This is a genomic window from Rhodococcus sp. RS1C4 (genome assembly GCF_002258225.1).
Taxonomy (GTDB): Bacteria; Actinomycetota; Actinomycetes; order Mycobacteriales; family Mycobacteriaceae; genus Rhodococcoides; species Rhodococcoides fascians_E.
In genome coordinates this window covers 79,656-102,467 of the sequence record NZ_NOXZ01000022.1, presented here as the reverse complement: position 1 = coordinate 102,467, position 22,812 = coordinate 79,656, and the positions used below count along the sequence as shown (strand labels likewise).

General features: G+C 63.6%; 18 protein-coding genes and 3 tRNA genes. 11 read left to right on the top strand and 10 right to left on the bottom strand.

Going from position 1 to position 22,812, the window contains the following annotated elements:
- The first annotated feature begins 18 nt into the window (after positions 1 to 18).
- Complete coding sequence (locus tag CH289_RS10355) at positions 19 to 1,089, top strand: lipocalin-like domain-containing protein (RefSeq protein WP_256977117.1); 1,071 nt, start codon at positions 19 to 21, stop codon at positions 1,087 to 1,089.
- Positions 1,090 to 1,099: 10 nt separating this feature from the next.
- Here CH289_RS10355 and CH289_RS10350 read toward each other — a convergent pair whose 3' ends face one another.
- Complete coding sequence (locus CH289_RS10350) at positions 1,100 to 5,596, bottom strand: chemotaxis protein CheB (protein WP_094727864.1); 4,497 nt, start codon at positions 5,594 to 5,596, stop codon at positions 1,100 to 1,102.
- Between the two features lie 197 nt (positions 5,597 to 5,793).
- On the opposite strand from CH289_RS10350, the gene car reads away from it, so the two are divergent.
- The gene (gene car / locus CH289_RS10345; protein ID WP_094727863.1) at positions 5,794 to 9,333 is read left to right on the top strand and encodes a carboxylic acid reductase; all 3,540 of its coding nucleotides are present in this window, start codon (positions 5,794 to 5,796) and stop codon (positions 9,331 to 9,333) included.
- A 127-nt stretch (positions 9,334 to 9,460) separates the two neighbouring features.
- On the opposite strand, the gene CH289_RS10340 is transcribed toward car, so the two are convergent.
- The 3 genes from CH289_RS10340 to CH289_RS10330 form a co-directional block, all read right to left on the bottom strand.
- Positions 9,461 to 9,533: transfer RNA gene (locus tag CH289_RS10340), tRNA-Arg, on the bottom strand.
- A 45-nt stretch (positions 9,534 to 9,578) separates the two neighbouring features.
- Positions 9,579 to 9,668: transfer RNA gene (locus CH289_RS10335), tRNA-Ser, on the bottom strand.
- A gap of 73 nt (positions 9,669 to 9,741) precedes the next feature.
- Entirely contained in the window at positions 9,742 to 10,494 is a 753-nt protein-coding gene (locus CH289_RS10330; RefSeq protein ID WP_019667536.1) for a dienelactone hydrolase family protein, read from the bottom strand.
- Positions 10,495 to 10,585: 91 nt separating this feature from the next.
- Between CH289_RS10330 and hisC the strand changes: the two genes are divergently transcribed.
- Positions 10,586 to 11,647, top strand: coding sequence for a histidinol-phosphate transaminase (gene hisC / locus CH289_RS10325; RefSeq protein WP_020111829.1), 1,062 nt, complete (start codon positions 10,586 to 10,588; stop codon positions 11,645 to 11,647).
- On the opposite strand, the gene CH289_RS10320 is transcribed toward hisC, so the two are convergent.
- From CH289_RS10320 to CH289_RS10310, 3 genes are all read right to left on the bottom strand, one after another.
- Positions 11,644 to 12,681: an alpha/beta hydrolase gene (locus CH289_RS10320; RefSeq protein WP_019667534.1), complete on the bottom strand. Its 1,038-nt coding sequence runs from the start codon at positions 12,679 to 12,681 to the stop codon at positions 11,644 to 11,646. The two genes, hisC and CH289_RS10320, sit on opposite strands and share 4 nt — an antisense overlap.
- 141 nt (positions 12,682 to 12,822) lie before the next feature.
- Positions 12,823 to 13,452, bottom strand: a complete 630-nt coding sequence (locus tag CH289_RS10315) for a YrhK family protein (protein ID WP_019667533.1) — start codon at positions 13,450 to 13,452, stop codon at positions 12,823 to 12,825.
- Positions 13,453 to 13,503: 51 nt separating this feature from the next.
- Positions 13,504 to 13,707: a DUF3072 domain-containing protein gene (locus CH289_RS10310; protein ID WP_033189325.1), complete on the bottom strand. Its 204-nt coding sequence runs from the start codon at positions 13,705 to 13,707 to the stop codon at positions 13,504 to 13,506.
- A 111-nt stretch (positions 13,708 to 13,818) separates the two neighbouring features.
- Between CH289_RS10310 and CH289_RS10305 the strand changes: the two genes are divergently transcribed.
- The 6 genes from CH289_RS10305 (at position 13,819) to CH289_RS10280 (ending at position 18,441) form a co-directional block, all read left to right on the top strand.
- Complete coding sequence (locus CH289_RS10305; protein ID WP_019667531.1) at positions 13,819 to 14,169, top strand: excalibur calcium-binding domain-containing protein; 351 nt, start codon at positions 13,819 to 13,821, stop codon at positions 14,167 to 14,169.
- Between the two features lie 75 nt (positions 14,170 to 14,244).
- Entirely contained in the window at positions 14,245 to 15,156 is a 912-nt protein-coding gene (locus tag CH289_RS10300; RefSeq protein WP_256977114.1) for a pseudouridine synthase, read from the top strand.
- A 274-nt stretch (positions 15,157 to 15,430) separates the two neighbouring features.
- The gene (locus CH289_RS10295) at positions 15,431 to 15,727 is read left to right on the top strand and encodes a hypothetical protein (RefSeq protein ID WP_019667528.1); all 297 of its coding nucleotides are present in this window, start codon (positions 15,431 to 15,433) and stop codon (positions 15,725 to 15,727) included.
- A complete protein-coding gene (locus CH289_RS10290) occupies positions 15,724 to 17,442 on the top strand; it encodes an alpha/beta hydrolase (RefSeq protein WP_020111826.1) in 1,719 nt (572 codons plus the stop codon). The genes CH289_RS10295 and CH289_RS10290 overlap by 4 nt, the downstream gene beginning before the upstream one ends.
- Positions 17,443 to 17,537: 95 nt before the next feature.
- Positions 17,538 to 18,041, top strand: a complete 504-nt coding sequence (locus CH289_RS10285; RefSeq protein ID WP_256977112.1) for an LppA family lipoprotein — start codon at positions 17,538 to 17,540, stop codon at positions 18,039 to 18,041.
- A gap of 25 nt (positions 18,042 to 18,066) precedes the next feature.
- Complete coding sequence (locus CH289_RS10280; protein ID WP_094727860.1) at positions 18,067 to 18,441, top strand: hypothetical protein; 375 nt, start codon at positions 18,067 to 18,069, stop codon at positions 18,439 to 18,441.
- 269 nt (positions 18,442 to 18,710) lie between these two features.
- On the opposite strand, the gene CH289_RS10275 is transcribed toward CH289_RS10280, so the two are convergent.
- Both CH289_RS10275 and CH289_RS10270 read right to left on the bottom strand, forming a co-directional pair.
- Positions 18,711 to 18,797 (bottom strand) — tRNA-Ser (locus tag CH289_RS10275).
- 52 nt (positions 18,798 to 18,849) lie between these two features.
- Positions 18,850 to 19,347, bottom strand: a complete 498-nt coding sequence (locus tag CH289_RS10270) for a MarR family winged helix-turn-helix transcriptional regulator (protein ID WP_026348207.1) — start codon at positions 19,345 to 19,347, stop codon at positions 18,850 to 18,852.
- 116 nt (positions 19,348 to 19,463) lie between these two features.
- Here CH289_RS10270 and mgrA point away from each other — a divergent pair, with 116 nt between their 5' ends.
- A complete protein-coding gene (mgrA, locus tag CH289_RS10265; RefSeq protein WP_094727859.1) occupies positions 19,464 to 20,501 on the top strand; it encodes an L-glyceraldehyde 3-phosphate reductase in 1,038 nt (345 codons plus the stop codon).
- A 10-nt stretch (positions 20,502 to 20,511) separates the two neighbouring features.
- Positions 20,512 to 21,483, top strand: coding sequence for an NAD(P)H-quinone oxidoreductase (locus tag CH289_RS10260; RefSeq protein ID WP_037160446.1), 972 nt, complete (start codon positions 20,512 to 20,514; stop codon positions 21,481 to 21,483).
- Between the two features lie 65 nt (positions 21,484 to 21,548).
- Here CH289_RS10260 and CH289_RS10255 read toward each other — a convergent pair whose 3' ends face one another.
- A complete protein-coding gene (locus CH289_RS10255) occupies positions 21,549 to 22,754 on the bottom strand; it encodes a cysteine desulfurase-like protein (protein ID WP_019667521.1) in 1,206 nt (401 codons plus the stop codon).
- Between the last annotated feature and the right edge of the window lie 58 nt (positions 22,755 to 22,812).

Sequence of the window (22,812 nt, the reverse complement as noted above, 5' to 3'; positions counted from 1 at the left end):
CGAAACGGAGATGAACAGATGACAGCTCCCGAGATCGTCGAAACCTGGAACGGGCCCGGCAGAGCCGACGCCGCCCTCACCACGGTTCAACCGAGACACAACGGCGCGCATCCGGTGCCCGGGAGCCGAACGGGTTTCGAGCACTGGTACTTCGACGCGCACCTCGACGACGGACACACCATCATCGGCTTCCTGAACCTCCGGCGACCCGAGGAGCCGGCATTGGTCGCCAAACCCAGCGTCGAGATCTTGATCTACGCGCCCGACGGTACCCGCCGTCAGATCTTCACGCGATACTCCAAGAAGCAGGCCTCGGCATCCATTGCTCGATGCGACGTGAGAGTGGGACCCAATCACGCCTGGGCCGAATTCCCACCGGACGGTCTACCGATACATCATCTGTCGCTGTCCGAAGAGGACGTGACGTTCGATCTGCGGTTCCACAACGAGCTGCCCAGCTGGATGCCGGGCGAAGGCGAGACCCTCTTCGGTGGAACCGATGTGTTCGGTTGGGTTGTCGCTGCTCCCCGTGCACGTGTCGAGGGGTCGATCACGATCGGAGCAGAGACGAAGACCGTCACCGGACGGGGGTACGCCGACCACAATTGGGGCGCAGGCGACATGAAGAGCGTCATCGATCGGTGGCACTGGGGGCGCCTGTACGACGACGACTACTCCTTGCTCTACGCACTGGTCAAAACGAAGGAGCGACTCGGAGCGCACGAGAGCCGACCGCTGATGCTGGCGTACAAGGGCGAGGTGATTCTCAGCTCCGGTGAAGCAGAGGTCTCGGAAGGGCCGATCAAGTACAACGCCGTCGCGAACCGCGCCTATCCGGAGTGGCTTCGGATCGAGATCCCCGGCGTGGTGAAGCTGATACTGACCGTCGACACGGTAGTTCATGCACACGATCTGCTGAGCGACGTACCCGTGGCCGGCCACAAAGCCGTCCGGCCGCTGCTGTACCGACTCGTCGGACACCCGGGATACTTCCGGTTCGATTCGACCTTCGAGCTCACCGTCACCCGGAACGGTACAACCGAAGTCCGGACGGGGAGGACATTGCACGAGCTCGTTGCGCTGAACTGATCGCCTCGCGTCACATGTGGCCGGAGATCGAATCGATGATGTCCGGCAGGGACATCGGCCGTCCGAGGTGGTAGCCCTGGGCCAGCTCGGCTCCGGACGCCGCTGCGACAGCCGACAACCTCGTGTCCCCCACCCCCTCGATGACCGCCGTGGTCTCCAGAGCGTGTGCGAGCCCCACCGCCGCTTCGAGTATGCGTTCTCCACGTGCGTCTTCGGCAGCGCGTTCGGTCAGCGAACGGTCGATTTTGATGATTCCCGGTTTCAGTTGGCCGAGCAGCTCCAAATTGGAGTAACCGGTACCGAAGTCGTCGATACTGATCGTTGCGCCCAGTCTCTGCAGAAGAGTGAGAACACCGAACGCGCGGTCACCGGGCGTGAGTGTGATCTGTTCCGTGACTTCGACGACGATTTTGTCGAAACCACCGGCCGGACGCCACGCCAGAAGTCTGTCCATCAGGTCGCGTTCACGCAGTTCGGTGGCTGACATGTTCACCGCTACGCGTGGATGGTCCGCACCGAACCGTGTGTGCAGTGTGTCGACGTCCTCGATGAGGCAGTCCAGTACGAGATGGCCGAGGGCGCGGAGTTGGCCGGTGTCGGCGGCGATGTCGATGAATTCGCTGGCACTGATCAGCTCGCCGTCTCGTCTCCACCGAACAAGAGCTTCGATCATCGCTGTATCGCCCGTGGCGATCGAACGAATCGGTTGGTAATACAGCTCGAAGTCGCGGGATCTCACTGCCGCTGAGAGCTGGTGGCGCACAGTTGCACGCGCGTCGGCATCGCGGTCCATCTCAGTAGTGAAGTAGATGTGTTGGTCGCGGCCGTTCTGCTTCGCGGAATACATCGCGACGTCTGCGTTGTGGAGCAACTCGTCAGCTGTGTTGCCGTCGGTCGGTTGTACGGCTATTCCGATGGACGCCGACACGAAGGCGTGGGAGTCGTCGACGACGATCGGCTCGCGTACGACGTTCAATATTCGGTGAACCAGGCTGTCGAGAGCATCGAGATCGTCTGCGCGACTGACGAGTATTGCGAACTCGTCACCCCCGAACCTGCCGATCAGGTTGTCCTTGCGAACTGCACCTTTCAAACGGTGTGCGACGACGCCGAGAACCAGATCACCGTTCCGGTGACCCAACCTGTCGTTGACTTCCTTGAATCCGTCGAGGTCGATCCACAGCACCGCCGATGGTTCGTTGCTCGCAGCGACCACATCCGTGGCACGGGAACGGAAGAACGTGCGCGTGAGAAGGCCGGTCTGCTGATCGAACTGTTCATGCGCGGCCAGTTCTGCACTCAGACGACGCAATCGGGAACTGTCCTGGACGACGACAACGGATCGGCCCGTCCCGGCGCCGTCGACGAACTCGACCGACGCCGGAATGGTGTGTCCGTCCGCGCGAACCAGGGCACGATTCGTAGGTACCCGGTTCTCGTTCTCGTACTGGATCGACGGAACGAGACTGGACAGGGTGCGCCCTGCGAGCGCGTCGGCGGTGTATCCGGTCATAGCTTCGATCACGGGGCTCACCCGCTCGATCCGCCCCCGACCGTCGACGAGAAGCAAACCCAGGGACGAGTTGAGAAACAGGGACTCGATGAGCTTGGCTTGGCCGTCGACATGCACCGCGAGCTTCTGCTGCTCGGAAATGTCGAACGCGCTGCCCACGCGCACCGGTGGCGACCCGTCGGGTGGTTGCATGAAGGTGGCCGACTCGTCGATCCATCGGATCGTGCCGTCCGGTCGGATGATTCGGTACTGGATCTGCCAGCTCGGGTCCGTCGACGCGGAGACAGCGGCTACACGTTCGCGGTCGTCGGGGTGCACTGCGGCCAGGAGAAGCGAAGGGTCGGCGAGTACACGAGACCGGTCCAGACCGTACAACTCCTCGACCCGGCGGGTCAGGAGGGTCAACACTCCGGACGTATCGCGTTGCCAGACAAGTTCTCGAATGGACTCGGTGACTATTTCGAGGTTGGTCAATGCCCGTTCGCGTGCCCGCCGCTCGGCTGTGATGTCACTGACGTCGATCACCACCACGATCACGCCGAGGATCTCGCTGTTGTCTCCGCGGTAGGGCTGCGTCTGCATCAGCAAGTCACGCTGGTCGCTTTCGAGCTCGATGATGATCGAATCCCCGCCCAACGTTCTCTGTAACGCTTCGTCCAGTCCGGGAATGGCAATGGCGGTCGGGACCGCACCGAGAGTCCGTCCGATGTCAGACGGGATGAGGGAGAAGAGGCGAACCGCCAGTGGCGTGAAACGAGTGACGCGGAGGTCTCTGTCCAGCAGGATCAGGCCATTGGTGAGGGAACTCTGAATATTCTCCAGGTCGATGTTCGCACGAGTCAATTCGGTTCCACGCGTCGTGAGTTCTTGGTTCAGCGTCGTCAACTCTTCGTTCGTCGCTTCGAGTTCTTCGTTCGACGCCTGCACCTCCTCGGACGACGCCTGCAGTTCCTCCGACGATGCCTGCAGTTCCTCGTTGAGGGCTTGCAGCTCTTCGTTGGCCGTGCTGAGGTCCTCGACTGTCGCCTGAAGTGCGTCGTACACGGTTTCGAGTTCGTCGCTGAATTGAACTGCCGCTCCCACTGTTTCCGGAGCAAGTTCGCCGTGAAGGACTGGTTCGGATTCGAAAGCGACAATGGCACCGTCGCCACTGCTATCGGTGAGGGAGGAGCCGATCCGGGTGACCGATATCCGAGTAGTTGTTTCGTTGGATCGTATCGTTCGGGTCGTTGTTTTCGGTGCACTGTGCTGGACTTGACTGAGCATTGCACGAACCGTCGGGCGGTATTGCTCTTTCAGAAGGTCTACGACGCTGCCACTGTGGACGCCCTCGCTGATCGTGCACCACTGCGCGACATCGCCGACGACCTCGATGAGGATCGACCTGTCGTCGACGATCAGCGCAGACGGAACAACAGATTTGACGATGTCACGGTAGAACTCTCGATCGACGACGGAGGCGTGGGGCGAAACATCGACCTGCTCGGTTTGTTTCGGCGAACGGGCGGCTGGAAAGACGCCGCGGAGTGGGAGGCCGAATACACGAGGATGCTGTCGCCTCCGATAGAGCCGGCGATCGGGGTCGACGACGGTGAATGCTTCATCCGTACGTGGAACGCGTTCACTCTGGCCGAGCAGAAGCAACCCCTTTGGGTTCAAGGCGAACTGGCACAGGTGCAGCACTTGCTCCTGCAGTCGCGGCTGAAAGTAGATCAGCGTGTTGCGGAGAGAGATCAGATCGAGATTGGGAAACGGCGGATCGAACGCGACATTGTGCCGAGCGAACACGATGCACTCGCGCAGCGCGGGAACAATTTCCACCATGCCGTCTACGGTGCGCGTCCACTGACGACGATAGCGGTCAGGAATTTCATCGGCCTCGATCGATGGGTATCTCCCCGCTCGTGCGACAGTCAGTGCTTGCTCGTCGAGGTCCGTGGCGAAGATCTTCACACGGCCCGACAGTTCGTCTGGCCCGATACCGAGAACGTCGGCAGTAAGCATTGCGACTGTGTAGGCCTCTTGCCCACTTGCACAGCCGGGCACCCAGATCCGGATTCGATCGGCTGATGCGTCGACGACTGTGTGCAGATGCTCACGGATACCGTCCCAGATGTCCGGGTCACGGAAGAACGCCGTCACTGTCACGAGAAGCGCCCTCGACAGTGACGTCGCCTCGGCGGGAGTGGCGCGTAGAAAACCGGCATACGCAGTCGCGCTTCCAATGTCCAGAAGGCGTTGTCGACGGGCTATCTGACGTCCCAGGGTGGAGGTCTTGTATCCCGAGAAGTCGAGCCCGGTTTCTGCATGCAATGCCTCGAGGACGTCATCGAGATGCGACGGGCTGAGATCGACGGCATCGGCCGGCTCGGCGGTGTGAAAATCACTGTTGTGCATCGACGCGGTGCTGTCGAGGCAGCGCTTCAGTTCCCGAGGTATGTCATGCGCCGGTGCCTCGATATCCACCGATCCGGTTGCAAACGAGGCCGTCGGCATCGGATCGAAAGCTGCGGTTGCGAGCTCCTGAACCGCGACAAGACCGCCGGCTGACTCGATGGCCTCGACTCCTGATGCTCCGTCGCTCCCGGTCCCGGACAGGACGACGGCAACGGACCTGTCCTCGAACGCCCGTGCTGCCGAGATGAACAGATGATCGATGCTGGGCCACGGCCGAGTGTTCGCGCTGGGGACTTCGATCGCGAGGTGGTGAGCATCGACCGAGATGTCGTGGCCTGGCGGCGCGACGAACACTGTGTCCGCGCGGAGTCGATCTCCGTCCGCAGCTTCGACGACCTGCATGTCCGTCGTACGATCGAGGAGGTGAGCTAGCCCGCTGGATTCTGTCGGTGCCATGTGCTGAGCTACCACGACGCACCAGCCCAGGCCTACCTCGACTGCTCCGAGCATCGAGGTAAGCGCTTCGAGGCCACCAGCCGAACTACCGACAACGATCACCCGCAGCGCCGGCACCGCTTCATTCGAATCCTCGCGCACAAGGCTCCCCTTCGAACGACCACCCGACGGCCTTGCAGGGCCTAGAGTATGTCACTCTGCCACACGGAGACACTGCTGGTGTGGCGCGCGCACAATTACCTGAGCATGTTTTTCCTTCGCCCACCAGCGGACCACCCACTCTATGACCAGCATCACGATTACCGGATTCCCCTCCGGGCATATCCTTACCTTAGGTAATGAAATCGATGCCGATCACGGAGGGGAACTCGCGCATGACTTCCAGTACTGCCACAACCGCCACCGACCACGCATTACGACGCCGCTTCGCCGAACTCCATCGCACCGACGAGCAGTTCCGCTCGGCCGAACCCGATCACGGCGTCGCCGCGGCAGCCCTCGCGCTGAAGCCGAATCTGGCCGCAGTGGTCCAACAAGTCATGATCGGATACGGCGATCGACCAGCGCTCGGTCGGCGCGCCAGAACCATCGTCGACGGCGCGGCGTCCCTGCTCCCCTCCATCGACACGATCACCTACGCAGAGACATGGGACCGTGCAGGCGCAACGGCTGCCGCCCTCGTGCATGGCGAGAACCCGGTTCAGCCAGGTGATTTCGTCGCGACTCTCGGTTTCGCCAGTGTGGACTACGCGGTCGTCGAGCTTGCCACCGTGCGGCTCGGCGCCGTCGCGGTGCCACTGCAGGCCGGTGCGAGCGCCACGCAACTGATCGACATCGTCGCCGAGGTGGAGCCTGCCGTCATCGCAGCGGACAGCGAAAACCTCGCGGTGGCAATCGAGATCGCCCAGCAAAGCCCCTCGGTACACACCGTGATCGTTCTGGACCACGACGACCGTGTCGACGCCGACCGCGAGCGACTCACCGCCGCACGCGTGCTCGACGCCGTCTCACTCTCGACCCTCGCCGACGTGATCGAGCGAGGCCGAGCACAAGGGCCTTACCCACTCGTCGAATCCGACGATCCCGAGCGCCTCGCCACTCTGATCTACACCTCGGGCAGCACCGGAACGCCCAAGGGTGCGATCCACACCGAGGCCATCGTGACCGGCACGTGGACGGGCGCCTGGCACAGCACGGGCTCGGAATCGGACTCCGATGCCGGTCCAGGGTTTCCCGTGATCACCCTGGACTACCTGCCGATGAGCCACCTCGCCGGACGCGGTCTGGTGTTCTCCACCCTTGCTGCAGGTGGAACCGTCACCTTCGCGGGCTCGAGCGACCTGTCGACGCTGTTCGACGACTTCTCCCTGACACGGCCCACCCTGGCGCTTCTGGTCCCCCGGGTATGCGAGATGATTCGCCACACCGCGCTTGCGGAGATCGATCGCCGAGTCGACGCGGGCGCGGACCCGGCGACGGTCCGCGACGTCGTTCTGGGCGAATTCCGACGCGACACCTTCGGCGGCCGCGTGCTCGCCGCTGTCGTCGGCACTGCGCCCATCGCCACCGAGGTGAAGGACTTCGTCGCCGAGCTGCTCGACGCGCAGGTCCAGGACAACTACGGATCCACCGAAGCGGGAATGGTGTTGCACGACGGCGTCGTCCGTCGTCCGCCGGTCATCGACTACAAGCTCGACGACGTACCCGAGCTCGGATACTTCGTCACCGACACACCGCATCCTCGCGGCGAACTGCTGCTGAAGACCGAGTCCATCACGCCCGGTTACTACAAGCGTCCCGAGGTCACGGCCGAGATGTTCGACGCCGAGGGCTACTACCGCACAGGCGATGTCGTGGCTGAACTCGCGCCCGATCATCTCGCCTACGTGGACCGACGCAAGAACGTCCTCAAGCTCGCCCAGGGTGAATTCGTCGCACTTGCACGGCTCGAGTCCGTCTTCGGTACCAGCGATCTGGTCGACCAGATCTTCGTCTACGGAAACAGTCAACGGTCCTACTTGCTCGCCGTGGTGGTACCCGCGCCCGGCGTCGACGACCCGGGATCCATCCTGGCGTCGCTTCAGACGATCGCGCGGGACGCAGGGTTGAACTCCTACGAGGTACCGCGCGAGGTGATCGTGGAGACCGAGTCGTTCACGCAGGACAACGGACTGTTGTCCGGTGCGGGAAAACAGTTGCGTCCCAAGCTCGTCGACCGATACGGCGCGACATTGGAAGCGCGCTACACCGAGCTGGAGGAATCGCAGTCCGGTCGACTTCGCGACCTGCGACGCCGCGGACCCGACGCGCCTGTACTGGCGACCGTCGGCGATTCGGCGGTGGCACTGCTCGGCTGCGCGGGCACCGACGTGAGTCCCGACGTGCGCTTCGCCGATCTCGGGGGAGATTCTCTGTCCGCCTTGACCTTCTCGAACCTTTTGAGGGACATCTTCGACATCGAGGTCCCCGTCGGAGTGATCACCGGTCCCTCGACCGACCTGAGGGGAATCGCCGACTACATCTCCGCACGCCAGGACTCCGATACGGATGCGGTGACGTTCGATTCGGTGCACGGACGCGGTGCGACGGTGGTGAAGGCATCCGATCTGACCCTCGATGCGTTCCTGTCCGCCGACGCACTGAAAGCTGCGCAGGACGCCGAGCGGCCGCGCCCGACGACGCGCACGGTCTTACTGACCGGGGCCAACGGTTACCTCGGCAGATTCCTGGCACTGGAATGGTTGGAACGCATGGCGGATGTGGGCGGCACCGTCGTCTGCCTCGTCCGGGGCCGCGACGCCGCCGACGCACGCGCGCGCCTCGATGCAGCGTTCGACTCGGGAGATGCGGAACTGTCCGCCAGGTATCGAGCCCTCGCCTACGCCGCACTCGAAGTCGTCGCAGGCGACATCGGTGAAAGCCGGCTCGGACTCGACGAGAACACATGGAACTCGTTGGCCACGCGGGTCGATCGCATCGTGCACCCCGCCGCTCTGGTCAACCATGCACTCCCCTACCCGCACATGTTCGGCCCGAACGTTGTCGGTACGGCCGAGATAGTGCGACTGGCCACCCACCACCACCTCAAGCCTGTCACGTACCTTTCCACCGTGGCCGTTGCGGCGGGCGTCGACGAATTCGTCGAGAACGGCGACATTCGGGTGGAAAGCAGCTCGCGCAGCGTCGACGAGTCGTACGCCAACGGCTACGGCACCTCGAAGTGGGCAGGTGAGGTTCTTCTGCGCAATGCTTTCGACGATCTCGGACTTCCCGTGACGGTGTTCCGATCGGACATGATCCTCGCGCACAGTACGTGGTCCGGACAGTTGAACGTCCCCGACGTGTTCACCCGACTGGTGCTGTCGATCGCAGCGACGGGCATCGCACCGAACAGCTTCTACCGCAGCGACACCGGAGCGCCGCTCGACGACGCAGGCCGCCCCCGCGCGCACTACGACGGCCTTCCCGCCGACTTCAGTGCCGCCGCGATCACCGCACTGGGAGGTGACACCGTCGACGGATACACCACCTACGACGTACTCAATCCGCACGACGACGGCATCTCGCTCGACACGTTCGTCGACTGGATGATCGAGTCCGGCAGGAGTATCCAGCGTATCGAGGATTACGACGAGTGGTTTGCGAAGTTCTCCGCTGCCATCGACGAGTTGCCCGAACCGCAGAGGTCGCGATCGCTGCTCCCCCTCCTACATGCATACGAACACCCGGACGTCCCCGCCGCGGGGTCTCATCTTCCCGCCGACGTCTTCCGCGCCGCGGTCCGAGAAGAGTCCGACGACATCCCGCACCTGGATCGGGCGTTGATCGAGAAGTACCTCAGCGATCTCGAACAGTTGGGCCTTCTCGCCCCCGTGTGAGCTGTCGGTAAACAGGCTTTGCACCCGTTCGGCACTTCACTGCCGGTCGGACTGCTCTCGGGATAGATCCGGCGCAAAGAGAGAGCCCCTGATCCGCGATAACTCGCAGATCAGGGGCTCTCTTCTGTGCGCCCGAAGGGATTCGAACCCCTAACCTCTTGATCCGTAGTCAAGTGCTCTATCCGTTGAGCTACGGGCGCATGTTATTCAGTTGGTCTTGCTGGCCGGTAGAACTCTACCAACCGTGGCGGAGGCGAGAGGATTTGAACCTCCGGACCCGGTGAAGGGTCAAGTCATTAGCAGTGACTCCCATTCGGCCGCTCTGGCACGCCTCCTAGGCTGCCGGCCCTCTCGGACCGCCGAGGAAGAAGATTACACATGCCTACGCGGTTAACGCAAAACGGCTGGTCAGCGAAGGAATGAGTCGAACCAGTCGAAGATTCGGGTCTGCGCTTCGACGAGGGCAGCCGCCGTCGGATCCCCGTCCTCGGCGCTGCCGGGTGACGGCGGCGCGTCGGCGCGGTGACCGAGGCCGCCGTAGCTGACGACGTTGGTTGCCACGGATGCCTTCGTCGCCGCCTCCCGGAGGCTCTCGATGTGCTCGGGTGGGGTCTTGGGGTCGTTCTCGCCGTACAGGCCGAGCCACGGCGCCTGAAGCGACGGGGCGGCTTCGACGAGCGCGACGGCGTCGTCGTTCAGCGGCTCGAGAATGCCGGCTGCGGCCACGCTGACGGCTGCCCCGATGGGACGGTTGGTCGCGACGATCAGGGCGGCGGTCCCGGCGTCGTCGAACCCGATGACGCCGACGCAGTCCGGATAGACGCCTCTGGTGGTGAGCCAGTCGAAGGTGGCGTCGAAGTCGGCGAAGAGGTTCTCACCGAATACTTCGTCGCCGTCGGTGTCGGCGTCGCGGTGGAAGAGGTCCGGCGCTACGGCCAACCAGCCCTCCAGCGCGAGGGCACGCAACAGGTCCAGCAGCGACGCCGGGATCTCGCGGGATTCGTGCAGGACGACGATGCCGCCGCGCACACTGCCTTCGGGCTCGATGGCGGTGAGGGGGACTTTCTGCTGCACCGCAGGTGGTTGCTCGGTGTCGGCTTCCACCACACCGGGGTCGACATCGATTCGGAGCACTGCCACATCCGTGAAGATTCCCGACATGAACCCAAACTAGTGCGCTCGTGCGGCGCTCGCATCAATACCGGCGGACACGCAGAAAATGCACATGAACGCCGAGCGCATAATGTGAGCCGTGACTGCTCGCATACGCACCGACCTCGACGCCATCCCCGCCTACGTACCCGGCCGCAACTTCCCCGGGGCGATCAAGCTGGCCAGCAACGAGACCACTCAGGGGCCGCTGCCGAGCGTTCAGGCGAAGATCCTCGAAGCCGCAGCGGGTGTCAACCGCTACCCGGACATCCTGGCCACCGAACTTGTCGCAGCCCTCGCCTCGCAGTTGAAGGTCGCACCGGAGAACGTCGCGGCAGGCAACGGCTCCGTCGCACTGTGCCAGGAGGTCGTCCAGATCACCTGCGAACCGGGCGACGAAGTGGTGTTCGCGTGGCGTTCGTTCGAGGCGTACCCGATCATCACCCGCGTCGCTGGAGCGACACCCGTGCAGGTACCGCTCGACGAGAACCATGTCCACGACCTGGACGCGATGCTCGCGGCGATCACCGACCGCACCCGCGTGATGTTCGTCTGCAACCCCAACAACCCGAGCGGCACGGTGGTCCGTCGTTCGAAACTGGAGCACTTCCTCGACGCCGTGCCCGCGCACGTCCTGGTCGTGCTCGACGAGGCGTATTTCGAGTACGCCCGCGAGAACCCCGAAGGCGAATACACCGATGGAGTCGAATTGGCGCGCGGCCGTCGCAACGTGCTGGTTCTGCGCACGTTCTCCAAGGCCTACGGGCTCGCCGGGCTCCGCGTGGGCTATGCCGTCGGCGATCCCTCGATCATCACCGCCCTCGGCAAGGTGCGCATCGCGTTCGCCGTCAATTCCGTTGCACAGCAGGCGGCACTGGCATCACTGGCGGCCAAGGACGAGCTTCTGGCGCGCACCGACACTCTGGTCGCCGAACGCGAGCGGGTGCGAAACGCTCTGATCGAATTGGGTTACGACGTCGCTCGTTCCGACGCGAACTTCGTGTTCCTGCCGCTGGGTGACCGATCCGGCACCTTCGCGCAAGGGTCGGCCGAGGCCGGAGTCCTGTTGCGTGCCTACGGAAACGACGGCGTGCGGATCACCATCGGTGATCCGCACGAGAACGACGCTTTCCTGAAATACGCGGCGACCGCGGCTTTCTAGAGTCCCAGGGCCCGCTCGAGCGTCGGCCAGGACTCACGTAGGTCGTCCTGCCAGTAGACCCACTGGTGGATGCCGTAGGGGCGGTATACGACGGTCGCGTCGATGTCGAGCGAGCGCAGCCGGGTATCGAACAGAGTGGTGCAGTACAGCGCGGCAGCTTCGAGCGGACCGCCCTGTGCTGCCACCTCCAATCCGCTTCCACCGGGGCCGAGCTCGTAGGGACCGGGCAGCCCGGTGCCGACGGAGATGTAGACGTCCTTGCCGCGCAATGCTTCTGCGTTACGTGACGGATCGTGCTCGACCCAGCGGAGGTCGGCGTTTTCGCCCCACATGTTGGTTGCGTTGCCGCCGTTCATCGCGACGGTCGCACGAACGGCGTCCTTCAGGTTGTTCTGCGAGTTGTCGTAGCACCCGCTGAGCCCTGCGACGCCGGTGTAGAGATCCGGATGACGGGTGATGAGGTCCATCGCGGCCTGCGCGCCCATCGAGACACCGGCGATGGCGTTGGTGCCGTTACCGGAAAAACGCGCGTCGATCAGCGGCGGGAGCTCCTGCGTCAGGAACGTCTCCCACATGTTCACGCCGAGGATGGGGTCCGGAACGTTCCAGTCGGTGTAGTAGCTGCTCGAACCACCAACCGGGAGAACCACATTGGCGTTCTTGTTGGCGAAGAAGTCGACGATGTCGGTCTTCTGCGTCCACGTGCTCTCCGCGTAGTTGGATTCCTTGCCTGCGCTGACGCCGTCGAGCACGTACAGCGTGGGACGCGAGACGGCTTGGGCGGCAGGAAGCAGAACCTGAACTTGAACGATCTTGCCCATCGAGGGCGAATCCACGAAGACCGCGGCACGACGATCGGTCAACATCTCGACCTTGTCGATGCGAGCTGACTTGGCGGGGGAAGTCTGCGAGAACGGTGCCGGGGCCCCCTCGGAGCTACCGGTCCCGGGGAGCGGCTGGGCAGACACCACACCGGACCCGAGTATCGACAAGGCGATACCGGTTCCGAGCGCTGCCAGAACACGACGGTGCATTACTGATCCATCCTCCCCCGTTGCCCCGTCTCCGGCGCAACACGAACAACATCTGTTCCACAAGGTAACTCACCGGTAGGCAGCCGTGCCGCGAGCTGTGGTTCCGCTCACAATAGTCGTAAGGAGGGTCGTACAAAAGTTCTACGAGTTGTTTGGGACTCGTCCCAAAGGCCGCATGAGCAGGGCCGCAGCGAGGAAACACACGGCGCCTGCGAGTGTTCCAAGATTTGCCATCGACGCGTTCTCCGGATCCCCGGTCGCAGGTCTGACGAACGCCCCCACCGCCGAAATTCCGAACGCGATAGACCCGACCATGTTCAACCACGTGCTCCGCCAGTTGCGCGCATGCGGATCCCACAATTTGTCCGTTTCGGTGGTCGCCACGACCGCGAGCGCGCTCGCGACGAGAAATGCCGCCGAGCCGAACACGTCGGGACGCCACACCCACTTGTCGGCCTGAGCCGCCGTCAACCCGGCAACCAGTGCGACACCAGTGCTCACGTTGAACAGAACGGTACCCACGAACTGCACCGCAGCCGCCCACCAGTCGAAGTGCTCCACCTTCTCCGACTCCGAACCGGGTACCGGGCGCCCACTGAGCCTCAGTGCGATGAAACCCGACGCGGTGAAGAACAACGAACCCACGAAGTAGGTGACGTTGTCGACGTCGATTCCTACCCAGTGCCCATACGCAGGCACCGCGGCCAACCCGAACAGCAGCGAGCCGACGACGAATCCCCATGACTCTCGCCGCAGCCCCTGCACGTTCACCGGCCGATTGTCGCGGTCTCCGCCCGCGCCGTCCTCACCCGTCGGGGATGGTTATCCGCGACCCGTCTCGCCCTGCAGTTTGTCGATCATCTCCGACGCCTGCGCCTTGGTCAGATCAGCCGGCACTTCCTCGCCCGCTTCCTGCGCCAGCGTGTTCAAGTAGCTTTCCTGCGGCCCGGTGATCGGCTCGTCACCGGTCACCCACTGGTCGGGGTCCTTCTCGGGGTTCTGGTTGACCTGCTCGTTTTCGCTCATACGTTCGTATACGCACGATCGTCGGATCCCAAACTCATTCGCGCAGATGATTGACCGTTTGATCACCCCTGTCCGACGATTGAAACCCCCCTCAGCTCAGGAGCCACACCTATGACCGGCAAGACCTCCATGCTCGCCCGCCTCGGACTGGGCGGTATCGCCCTCGCTGCCACGATGGCCGTCAGCCCAGCCGTCGCATCCGCCGATCCCGTCGCAGACTTCCTCTGCAACTCCGGTTCGTCGCAGTTCTGCCCCGTGTTCGTACAGCCGGCTCCCGCGCCGCGTGTCGCTCCCGCACCTCCGCCTGCCCCCGCCCCCCAGGCCGCACCCCGGCCACAGTCCGCGTTCCAGTACAAGAACTGCACCGAGGCACGCGACGCAGGCGCCGCCCCCGTCTACCGCGACGAATACGGTTACGGCCCGCACCTCGACCGCGACAACGACGGCATCGGCTGCGAATAACCCCACGAGTTCGCACTTGTGCAGCTTTTAGGCTGCGTTTTGCCTGCACAAGTGCGAACTGGGTACCGTCGGTCGGTGAGACGACGGCAGCAACCCCCGTTGCCGAAAAGGCACGGCCTGGATCCAGCCCGGGTGCGGATGCCGGAAGACGGCCGCTGGGTGACCGTGCGTGAATTTCTCGTCGCAACCGAAGCGCGGATGTCACCGGACCGCATCGACGAGATGCTCGTCGCCGATGCCGTCGTCGACATGCAGGGTCCTGTAAGCCGCGACGCCTCGTACGCCCCGGGCGAGGCCGTCTGGTTCCACCGCGATCTTCCGGTCGAATCCGTTGTCCCGTTCGACATCCCCATCGTCCATCGCGACGACACGATCCTGGTGATCGACAAACCCCACTTCCTGCCGACCATCCCGCGCGGCGGCCACATTCTGCAGACAGCATTGGTGCGGTTGCGCCAGGAATTGGCTCTGCCGCAACTGATTCCGGCGCACCGATTGGATCGCGTCACTGCAGGTCTCGTGCTGTTCGTGATCGATCCGAGCGCACGCGGCCCTTACCAGACTCTGTTCCAGGACCGAAAAGTCCGCAAGGTCTACGAGGCGGTGGCCGGTTACCTTCCGGCACTGCACTTTCCGCGTGAAGTATCGAGCCGCATCGTCAAGGAGAAGTACGACTTCGCCGCCCGAGAGGTCTCCGGCGAGCCCAACGCGCACACCACCATCGAACTCGTCGCCCACCGTGATGAACTGGGACACTACCGTCTTCACCCGACGACAGGACGTACCCATCAGCTACGGCTGCACATGAACTCGATGGGGATCCCCATCGTCGGCGACGATCTTTATCCGCGTCCCACCGACCGAGCCGTCGACGACTTCACCGAGCCATTGCAACTCCTGGCCTCGGAGATGGAGTTCACCGACCCGCTGACCGGAGAACGCAGGCAATTTCACTCAGCTCGACGCCTGGACCACGCGCTGACGTGACGACCGACAAATTCTCGCTGAAGGGGTGGCGGTACAGCTCAGTGTGGATCGACCACAACAGATGCGGGATGTCGGTCCGCGTCTCGATCGCCGCGTTGCAACTCGTCGCGCACCCGCTTCACCCGAATTCCCGAACCATATAAAGATCGGAAATCTTCAAGACCGACAACCCATCGGCTGAATCGCTGTGAGTTCTAGCTGGCGTCGGCGTGTTAGCCTGCTGGCGATATGGCGCTGGTTCGATCGCGCCGATGGATTCGCTGGGGGGCGAGAAGTGGGCGAACTGCTGGCAGTCGATCTCGAAGGGCTTCGAGCGCTCGGTAGAACACTCGCCGCTACGGCGAGTGCGATGAACGCAATCAGCGTCACGGCGACGGTCACGATGCCGGGTTCGCCGATCGCCCCGGCCTCGGAGCAGAGCACCAAGACCACGGCCGACGCGTACACCCGCATCGCCGGCAACGTCGCCGAGATGTCGGCAACGTGCCAGTACAACGCCACGACCTACGAGGGCGTCGACGAGGCGTTCAGTTCTCAGCTGACGCGCTACGACGCCGGGTCCGCGCGGTGACCACCATCGCGCACGTGCGGGGTTGCCAACCGAGCTCGATGCTCGACTACGCCACGTCCCTACTGGCGTCGAACAGTACGTTCACCGATCAGATCCTCCGGATGGATCGTGCGGTCGACGCAGCGATGAACACATGGCAGGGGGAGGCGGCAGCAGCCGCGTCGGCGCACAGTCTGTCGGAGAGCCTCGCCGCCTCGCACATCGACACGGCCGTCATCGCCATCGCCGAAGCGCACGCCTCCCACGGAGGAATACTCGACGGCATCCGCATGTCCCTGTTGGCCATCGTGGACCTCGAGGCACCCGGTGCCGGTATGACGGTGTTCGACGACGGCACCGTGACGGCCCCGACTGTTCCACTCGGTAGCGCTGTAGTTGTCTCGATGCTCCTGCAGAGCACACTGGACGCGCAGGCCGACGCCGTCGAGGTACGCATCAAGGCACTTCTCGTTCAGTTCCGAGAAGCCGAAATGCAAGCGGCGCAAGCAATTCGAGTAGCGCAAGAGCGTCTCGACGCGACCGGATCGCCCGGGGCTGCAGCCATCAGCCCGGTCGTATCGGACATCGTCAGCGGCAAGACCTCGCTGCCGTCGGACCCGGCGCAGTTGCACGAGTTGTGGTCCACGTTGTCCCCGGCCGACAAGGATGCGCTGTTCGCTCACGACAACTACATCGGCAACCGCGACGGCCTCCCCGTCGTCGATCGTGATCACTACAACCGAATCGAACTCGACGACGAGTTGACCCGCGCCGAGGCCTGCGATCCGACCGTGTCGAATCGGCTCGAGGACCTACAGGCCGTCCGGGACACCGTCGAGAAAGACCCCAACCGGATGCTGATGCTCCTCGATACTCGGTCGGGTGCGCAGACCCACGCGGCGGTGGCGGTCGGAAACCCGGACACCGCAGAGCACGTGTCCGTCACCACGCCGGGTTTGAATACCACCGTCGGCGGTGCCATCGGTGCCATGACCGACGAAGGCCAACAGATGAAGACGAACGCGGAGAAGCAACTCGACAACATACCGGGCCATGCGGGCGAAACGGTGTCGACCATCGCCTGGATCGGGTACGACGCACCACAACTCGACAAAGACAACTACTTCTCCGAGGAGAGCATTGCGGGGGCAATCCAGGTGGCGCAACCATGGAACGCGCAGGCAGCCGCGCCCGACCTGTCGCAGTTCTACGAGGGCATCGACGCGTCGAACCACGACGGCGACCCACATCTGACGGCTGTCGGGCATTCGTACGGGTCGTTCACCACCGGGCTCGCGCTCCAAGAGACTCCCGAGGGAATCGTCGACGATGTGATGGTCTACGGGTCCCCCGGCCTTGGTACCGGCCATGACTTCGTCGACAGCAGCCTCGACAAGCTCAACATCGCACCCGGGCACGCGTACGAGATGACCGCGCACGACGATCCCGTCGCGCACATGAACCGCTTCGGATGGAGTCCTGGTTACATGTCCGAATTCACCCACCTCGACACCGATGCGACGACCACCGCCGACGGAGTGGCGCGCCAAGGAGCGACAGGGCACAGCGAGTACCCGAGGTCGGGCGACAACGGCGAATTGCGTACCTCCGGTTACAACACCGCCGTTGTCATCGCCGGTCTGGCCGATGTGCCGGGCCAGCTCGTGACCGGTGACTCGGCAATGAAAACCGGAGGTATCGACATTCTCGACGGCCTGGTCGGCCTGACCCGATGATGCGCAAGAGACGAACGACCGGTACCCGATCACGACGGTGGATGACGGCATTGACCGTCGCCTCAGTCCTTACGTTGGCAGGATGTGGATCAGACGTGCTCGACAACCCGTACGAAAAATCCGACCCGGCCGTGACGACGGACTCAGCCGCAATCCTGGAGACGTTGCCGTCGCTCGAGGACACCGAAGCGCAGCTCGAGAGTGCCGTCGTGCAGATCGGAGCATTCGTGGACACCCTGGTGCCCGGCATGAGGTGGACCTGGATACGCGAGCGAAGTGTCGGCGGCTGCGGCCGGCCGTTCGATGGGACCGACGGTGACGATGTCCAACTGAAGAATTATGTGTCGGAGGGGCCGATCCCGGATGCGGTATGGCCGCAGGTGTTCGAGTTCGCCACACGTGTCGCCACGGCTGCGGGCGCGACCAAGGTTCAGACATTCCACGACGATCCGGACAACCACGAGGTCCGCTTCTACAGCCCGGAACGAACGGCCATCTTCATCGGCAGCCGAGGTGCCGTAATTTCGGCGAGCACGGGATGTCGCCTGCCACAGGCGAAGATGTCAGGGGCGCAGGCTCCGGTCACGCCGACCCCGTGATCGTCTGCTCATCGAGGGAGTCCAGATGACGATGTCGAGCCGTGAATTCGACGAGTTGGGCGCGAAAGTGCAACGCGCACAATCGGTTGTGCGCGAGATTCGTGGTGTCGGCAGGGTCGGTGATATCGCCGTCGAGGTCGACGCCGAGAACCGACTCGTCGCACTGCATCATCCGGATTCCGACCTAATCCTGGCTGCGTACCGAGCCGCGCTACTCGACAAGCAGCCACAGTTGCACAAGGCGATGCGGGATGTTCTCAGCGACCCCGATACCGAGGCAATAGCCTCGTTCGTCGATAGCTACGCCGCCCGCACACGGGCTGAACCGGCGCAAACTCTCGAGGTCGACGACATGTACTTCCAGAGCATCCGACAGGACCCGCTCGGACGGGATCGGTGAACGGCGACTTACTGCAAGCACTCAGCATTGGAACTCGTGACACACGCCGTCCGATCACAAGGACCGTCGTACCAACGTAGGTACGAAGCAAGGTCCAGGCTACCTACCCTCACCTCGTATCGGATGTCCCCAAACGCGACTACATCCACGCCTTGTCGCAACGCTATGGCACGAACCGACTGAGGACGTGTCACATATGTGTCGTACCGGCGTACGGCTAAATGAGTCGATGCCGGGGGCGGTTTGTCGAAACCGCCCCTGACATGCTGCGGAAGCGGAGGGATTTGAACCCCCGGACGCTTTTGGACGTCTCTCGCTTTCAAGGCGAGTGCATTGGGCCGCTCTGCCACGCTTCCATCGTCTACTGACGAAAGACGATCCTAAACGGTTCTGCCGGCCCGGGGCCAATCACCCCCGGCTCGTCGGACTGCCCATCGCTGCGTCGACCTTTTCGAAGATGTCGCCGAGAACCGCGAGTTCACGGGCGGTCAACAGATCGACGAGATGCTTCCTGACGCTGGTGACATGAGTCGGTGCAGCTTCCTCCAACCGGCGGCGACCCATGGCGGTGATGACGGCAAGGACACCCCGCCCGTCGTCGACGCACGTGCTGCGTTCGACCATGCCGTCTGACTCCATGCGCCTGATCTGATGCGTCAGGCGAGACCTCGACGACAGGACACCGTCGGCGAGGTCGCTCATTCGTAGCGACCCATCGGATGATTCCGACAGCATGACGAGGATGCGATATTCCGCCATCGTCAGGTTGTGCGCGTCCTGCAAATCCTTGTTGAGTACCCCCTGCAATCGTTGGCCGCCGTCGATATAGGCGCGCCACGCTCTCATTTCCGCAGCATCTAACCACTGCGGGTCCCCCCCTGGACCAAAGGATCGTTCGGCCGTCACCCGACCATATTAGGCATCAGAGCTACCGATGAGTAGATCAGCTGTCCCTTCAGGTCATTCCGTGGGCCACGCTCCCGCTCGATGTCCGTTTCGGGCGGTCGGAATAGGCTCGGTGCATGTCCGAACCTCATATCGATCCCCCGTACGTCGCGGCTGCAGATCGCTACGACTCGATGCAGTATCGGCGAACCGGCACCAGCGGCCTGAAACTCCCGGCGATCTCGCTGGGCCTGTGGCACAACTTCGGCGACGACGCGCCGCTGCAGACCCAGCGCGCGGTTCTCCGTAGAGCATTCGACCTGGGGATCACCCACTTCGACCTCGCCAACAACTACGGACCTCCGTACGGCAGCGCCGAGAAGAACTTCGGACGCATTCTGCGCGAGGACTTCGCCGGCTACCGCGACGAACTGGTCATCTCCAGCAAGGCCGGGTGGGACATGTGGCCGGGGCCGTACGGCTTCGGCGGATCGCGGAAGTACCTCCTGTCGTCGCTGGACCAATCGCTGCACCGAATGGGCCTGGACTACGTCGACATCTTCTACAGCCACCGCCCCGACCACGAGACACCCCTCGAAGAGACGGCAGGGGCGTTGATCAGCGCAGTGCATCAGGGCAAAGCGCTGTACGTCGGGATCAGCTCCTACACACCCGAGAACACGACGAAGATGGCCGAACTCCTGTCCGCCGCCGGGGTGCCCCTACTGATCCACCAGCCGTCGTACTCCATGGTCAACAGGTGGATCGAGGACGGGCTGCTCGACGCCCTCGCGTCGATCGGCGCAGGCACCATCGCGTTCTCGCCCCTCGCGCAGGGCATGCTGACCGACAAGTATCTCGACGGAATCCCCGATGGCTCACGCGCAACGCAGGGCAAGTCGCTGAACCCCGACTGGTTCACCGACGACCACCTCGCCCACCTGCGCGGCCTGAACGACATCGCGTCCTCACGTGGCCAGACACTCGCGCAGCTCGCGCTGAGCTGGGCGCTGCGAGACCCTCGCGTGACGTCGGTACTCATCGGAGCATCGGGCGTCGAGCAGCTCGAGAACAACGTGGGTGCACTGGAGAACCTCGACTTCTCGGCGGACGAACTGAGCCGGATCGACGAGCACGCTCGGGACTTCGGCATCAATCTCTGGGATATCGGGTAAGGAGGCAGGCATGCATGCGATAACGCTGAAAGAGTTCGGGGCCCCCGACGTGATGCAGTGGACCGAAGTGGCGGACCCACGGCCCGAGCGCGGGCAGGTCATCGTCGACGTCGCAGCCACCGCGGTCAACCGCGCCGACCTGATGCAGCGCCAGGGCTTCTACCCGCCACCGCCCGGGGCGAGCGAAACGTTGGGACTCGAATGCTCGGGGATCATCTCCGAACTCGGTGAAGGAGTGCACGACTGGAAGGTCGGAGACAAAGTCTGCGCCCTCCTCGCCGGCGGCGGGTACGCCGAGCAGGTCGCCGTCCCGTCGACTCAGCTGTTTCCCATCCCAGGAAAGCTCGATCTCCATGCGGCAGCGGCACTTCCGGAAGTGGCGTCGACGGTCTGGTCCAATCTGGTGATGTTCGGCGGCCTCCGCTCCGGTCATGTGGTTCTCCTCCACGGCGGCGGAAGCGGCATCGGAACGCACGCTATCCAGGTCGCCAAAGCATTCGGCGCCACCGTCGCCGTGACGGCCGGATCGCGCGAGAAGCTCGACTTCTGCGCATCCCTAGGCGCGGACATCCTCATCGACTACAAGAACGAGGACTTCGTCGAGAAACTACCCGACGGAGCCGACCTGATTCTCGACAACATGGGCGCGAAGTACCTGGGGCGCAATGTAAATGCTCTTGCCAAGGACGGGAAGCTCATCACCATCGGGATGCAGGGCGGCCTGAAGGGTGAGCTCGACTTCGGTGCACTTCTGGCCAAGCGCGGCACCGTTCACGCCGCAGGTCTGCGTGGTCGACCGGAAACCGGAGCGTCGAGCAAGGCGGACATCGTCGCTGACATGACTGCACGGTTGTGGCCGCTGATCGAGGAAGGCGCCGTCGCCCCGATCATTCACGCCGAACTACCGATAACCGATGCGGCAGAAGGCCATCGACTGCTCGACGCCGACGCGATCGGAAAGGTCGTCCTCCGCGTCTCGTGAGTGGAAATGTCGGCCGTGGGCCACTGGAGCGGAGCCAGCGGAGCGACCCGAGGACACATTTCCGCTCACATACGGAGCTTGGACAACGCTTTGGAAAGCTGATCGATCTCGTACCGCGTCGTGTACGGTGCGAGCCCGATCGTCACCGCACCACCCTCGTCGTTGACCCCCAGGGCATCCAGAAGCCTACTGCCGCTATGGATTCCACTGACGGTGCCGATGCGGTTCTGCGCGAGGTGCTCGGCGACCTTCTCGGCGGACGTGTCCGCGACGGTGAAACTCAACGTCGGGATACGGCTGGGAGCGTCGCCGAGCACCATGACGTGGTCCAGCTTCTCCAACGATCGCAACAGATAATCGAACAGCCGGTCGTGGTAGTCCTGCAACGACCCGATGGACAGCTGCAAACGCTCGCGACGGGTACCCGTCGCGGAGTCGTCGAGATTGGCCAGATAGTCCACCGACGAGACGACACCGGCGAGCAACGCGTACTGATGGCCCGACACCTCGAGCCGCTCGACGCCCTTCGCGAACGGATTGAGCGACATCGACGGAATTCGATCCAGCAGACCCGGATCACGGAAGACGAGCGCGCCCACCTGCGGACCACCCCACGCCGACGCCTGGACGGCGACGACGTCGGCACCCAGCTCCTCGATATCGACGTGCGCGTACGGGGCCGCGCCCGCGGCGTCCACGACGATCAGGCCGCCGACGGCATGAACACGATCGGCCGCGACACGCACGTTCGGGGCCGACCCGACGATGGGCGAGGCCGCGGTCATTGCCACCAGGCGAGTGGTCGTGGTGATGAGTTCTTCGAATTGCCAGCTGGGGAGTTCGCACGTGTCGATCTCGACCTCGGCCCACCGGACCTGAGCACCGTAGCGGTTGGCGATGCGCAGCCAGGGCGCGACGTTCGCTTCCTCGTCGAGGCGCGACAGCACAAGACCCGTTCCCAGCCCGAGACGCGACGACATGGACTCGGCGAGCCACGCGAGCATCGTCGCGCGATCAGGGCCGAGAACGACACCTGCGGGATCGCCGCCGACCAGATCCGCTATCGCCTGCCGCGCGGCGTCGAGCAAACCAGCGCTGCGACGAGACGACAGGTGACCCGAAGTGTGAGTTGGCGCACTTCCGCGAAACGCTGTGGACACGGCGGTCGACACACGGTCGGGGATCTGCATGCCGTTCTGCGGATCGAGGTGGATCCAGCCGTCGCCCAACGAGGGAATGGATCCCCTGACTCGTGCGACGTCGTACCCCATGCCGGACACTCTAAGCGCCGATTTCGTGAGCGTGTGTTCCACATCCCTTTTTCGGATC

Coding starts and splice junctions, on each gene's coding strand:
- CH289_RS10355 (WP_256977117.1), top strand. CDS start 19: ATGACAGCTCCCGAGATCGTCGAAACCTGGAACGGGCCCGGCAGAGCC.
- car (WP_094727863.1), top strand. CDS start 5,794: ATGAAATCGATGCCGATCACGGAGGGGAACTCGCGCATGACTTCCAGT.
- CH289_RS10330 (WP_019667536.1), bottom strand. CDS start 10,494: ATGTCGGGAATCTTCACGGATGTGGCAGTGCTCCGAATCGATGTCGAC.
- CH289_RS10320 (WP_019667534.1), bottom strand. CDS start 12,681: ATGCACCGTCGTGTTCTGGCAGCGCTCGGAACCGGTATCGCCTTGTCG.
- CH289_RS10310 (WP_033189325.1), bottom strand. CDS start 13,707: ATGAGCGAAAACGAGCAGGTCAACCAGAACCCCGAGAAGGACCCCGAC.
- CH289_RS10305 (WP_019667531.1), top strand. CDS start 13,819: ATGACCGGCAAGACCTCCATGCTCGCCCGCCTCGGACTGGGCGGTATC.
- CH289_RS10280 (WP_094727860.1), top strand. CDS start 18,067: ATGACGATGTCGAGCCGTGAATTCGACGAGTTGGGCGCGAAAGTGCAA.
- mgrA (WP_094727859.1), top strand. CDS start 19,464: ATGTCCGAACCTCATATCGATCCCCCGTACGTCGCGGCTGCAGATCGC.
- CH289_RS10260 (WP_037160446.1), top strand. CDS start 20,512: ATGCATGCGATAACGCTGAAAGAGTTCGGGGCCCCCGACGTGATGCAG.
- CH289_RS10255 (WP_019667521.1), bottom strand. CDS start 22,754: ATGGGGTACGACGTCGCACGAGTCAGGGGATCCATTCCCTCGTTGGGC.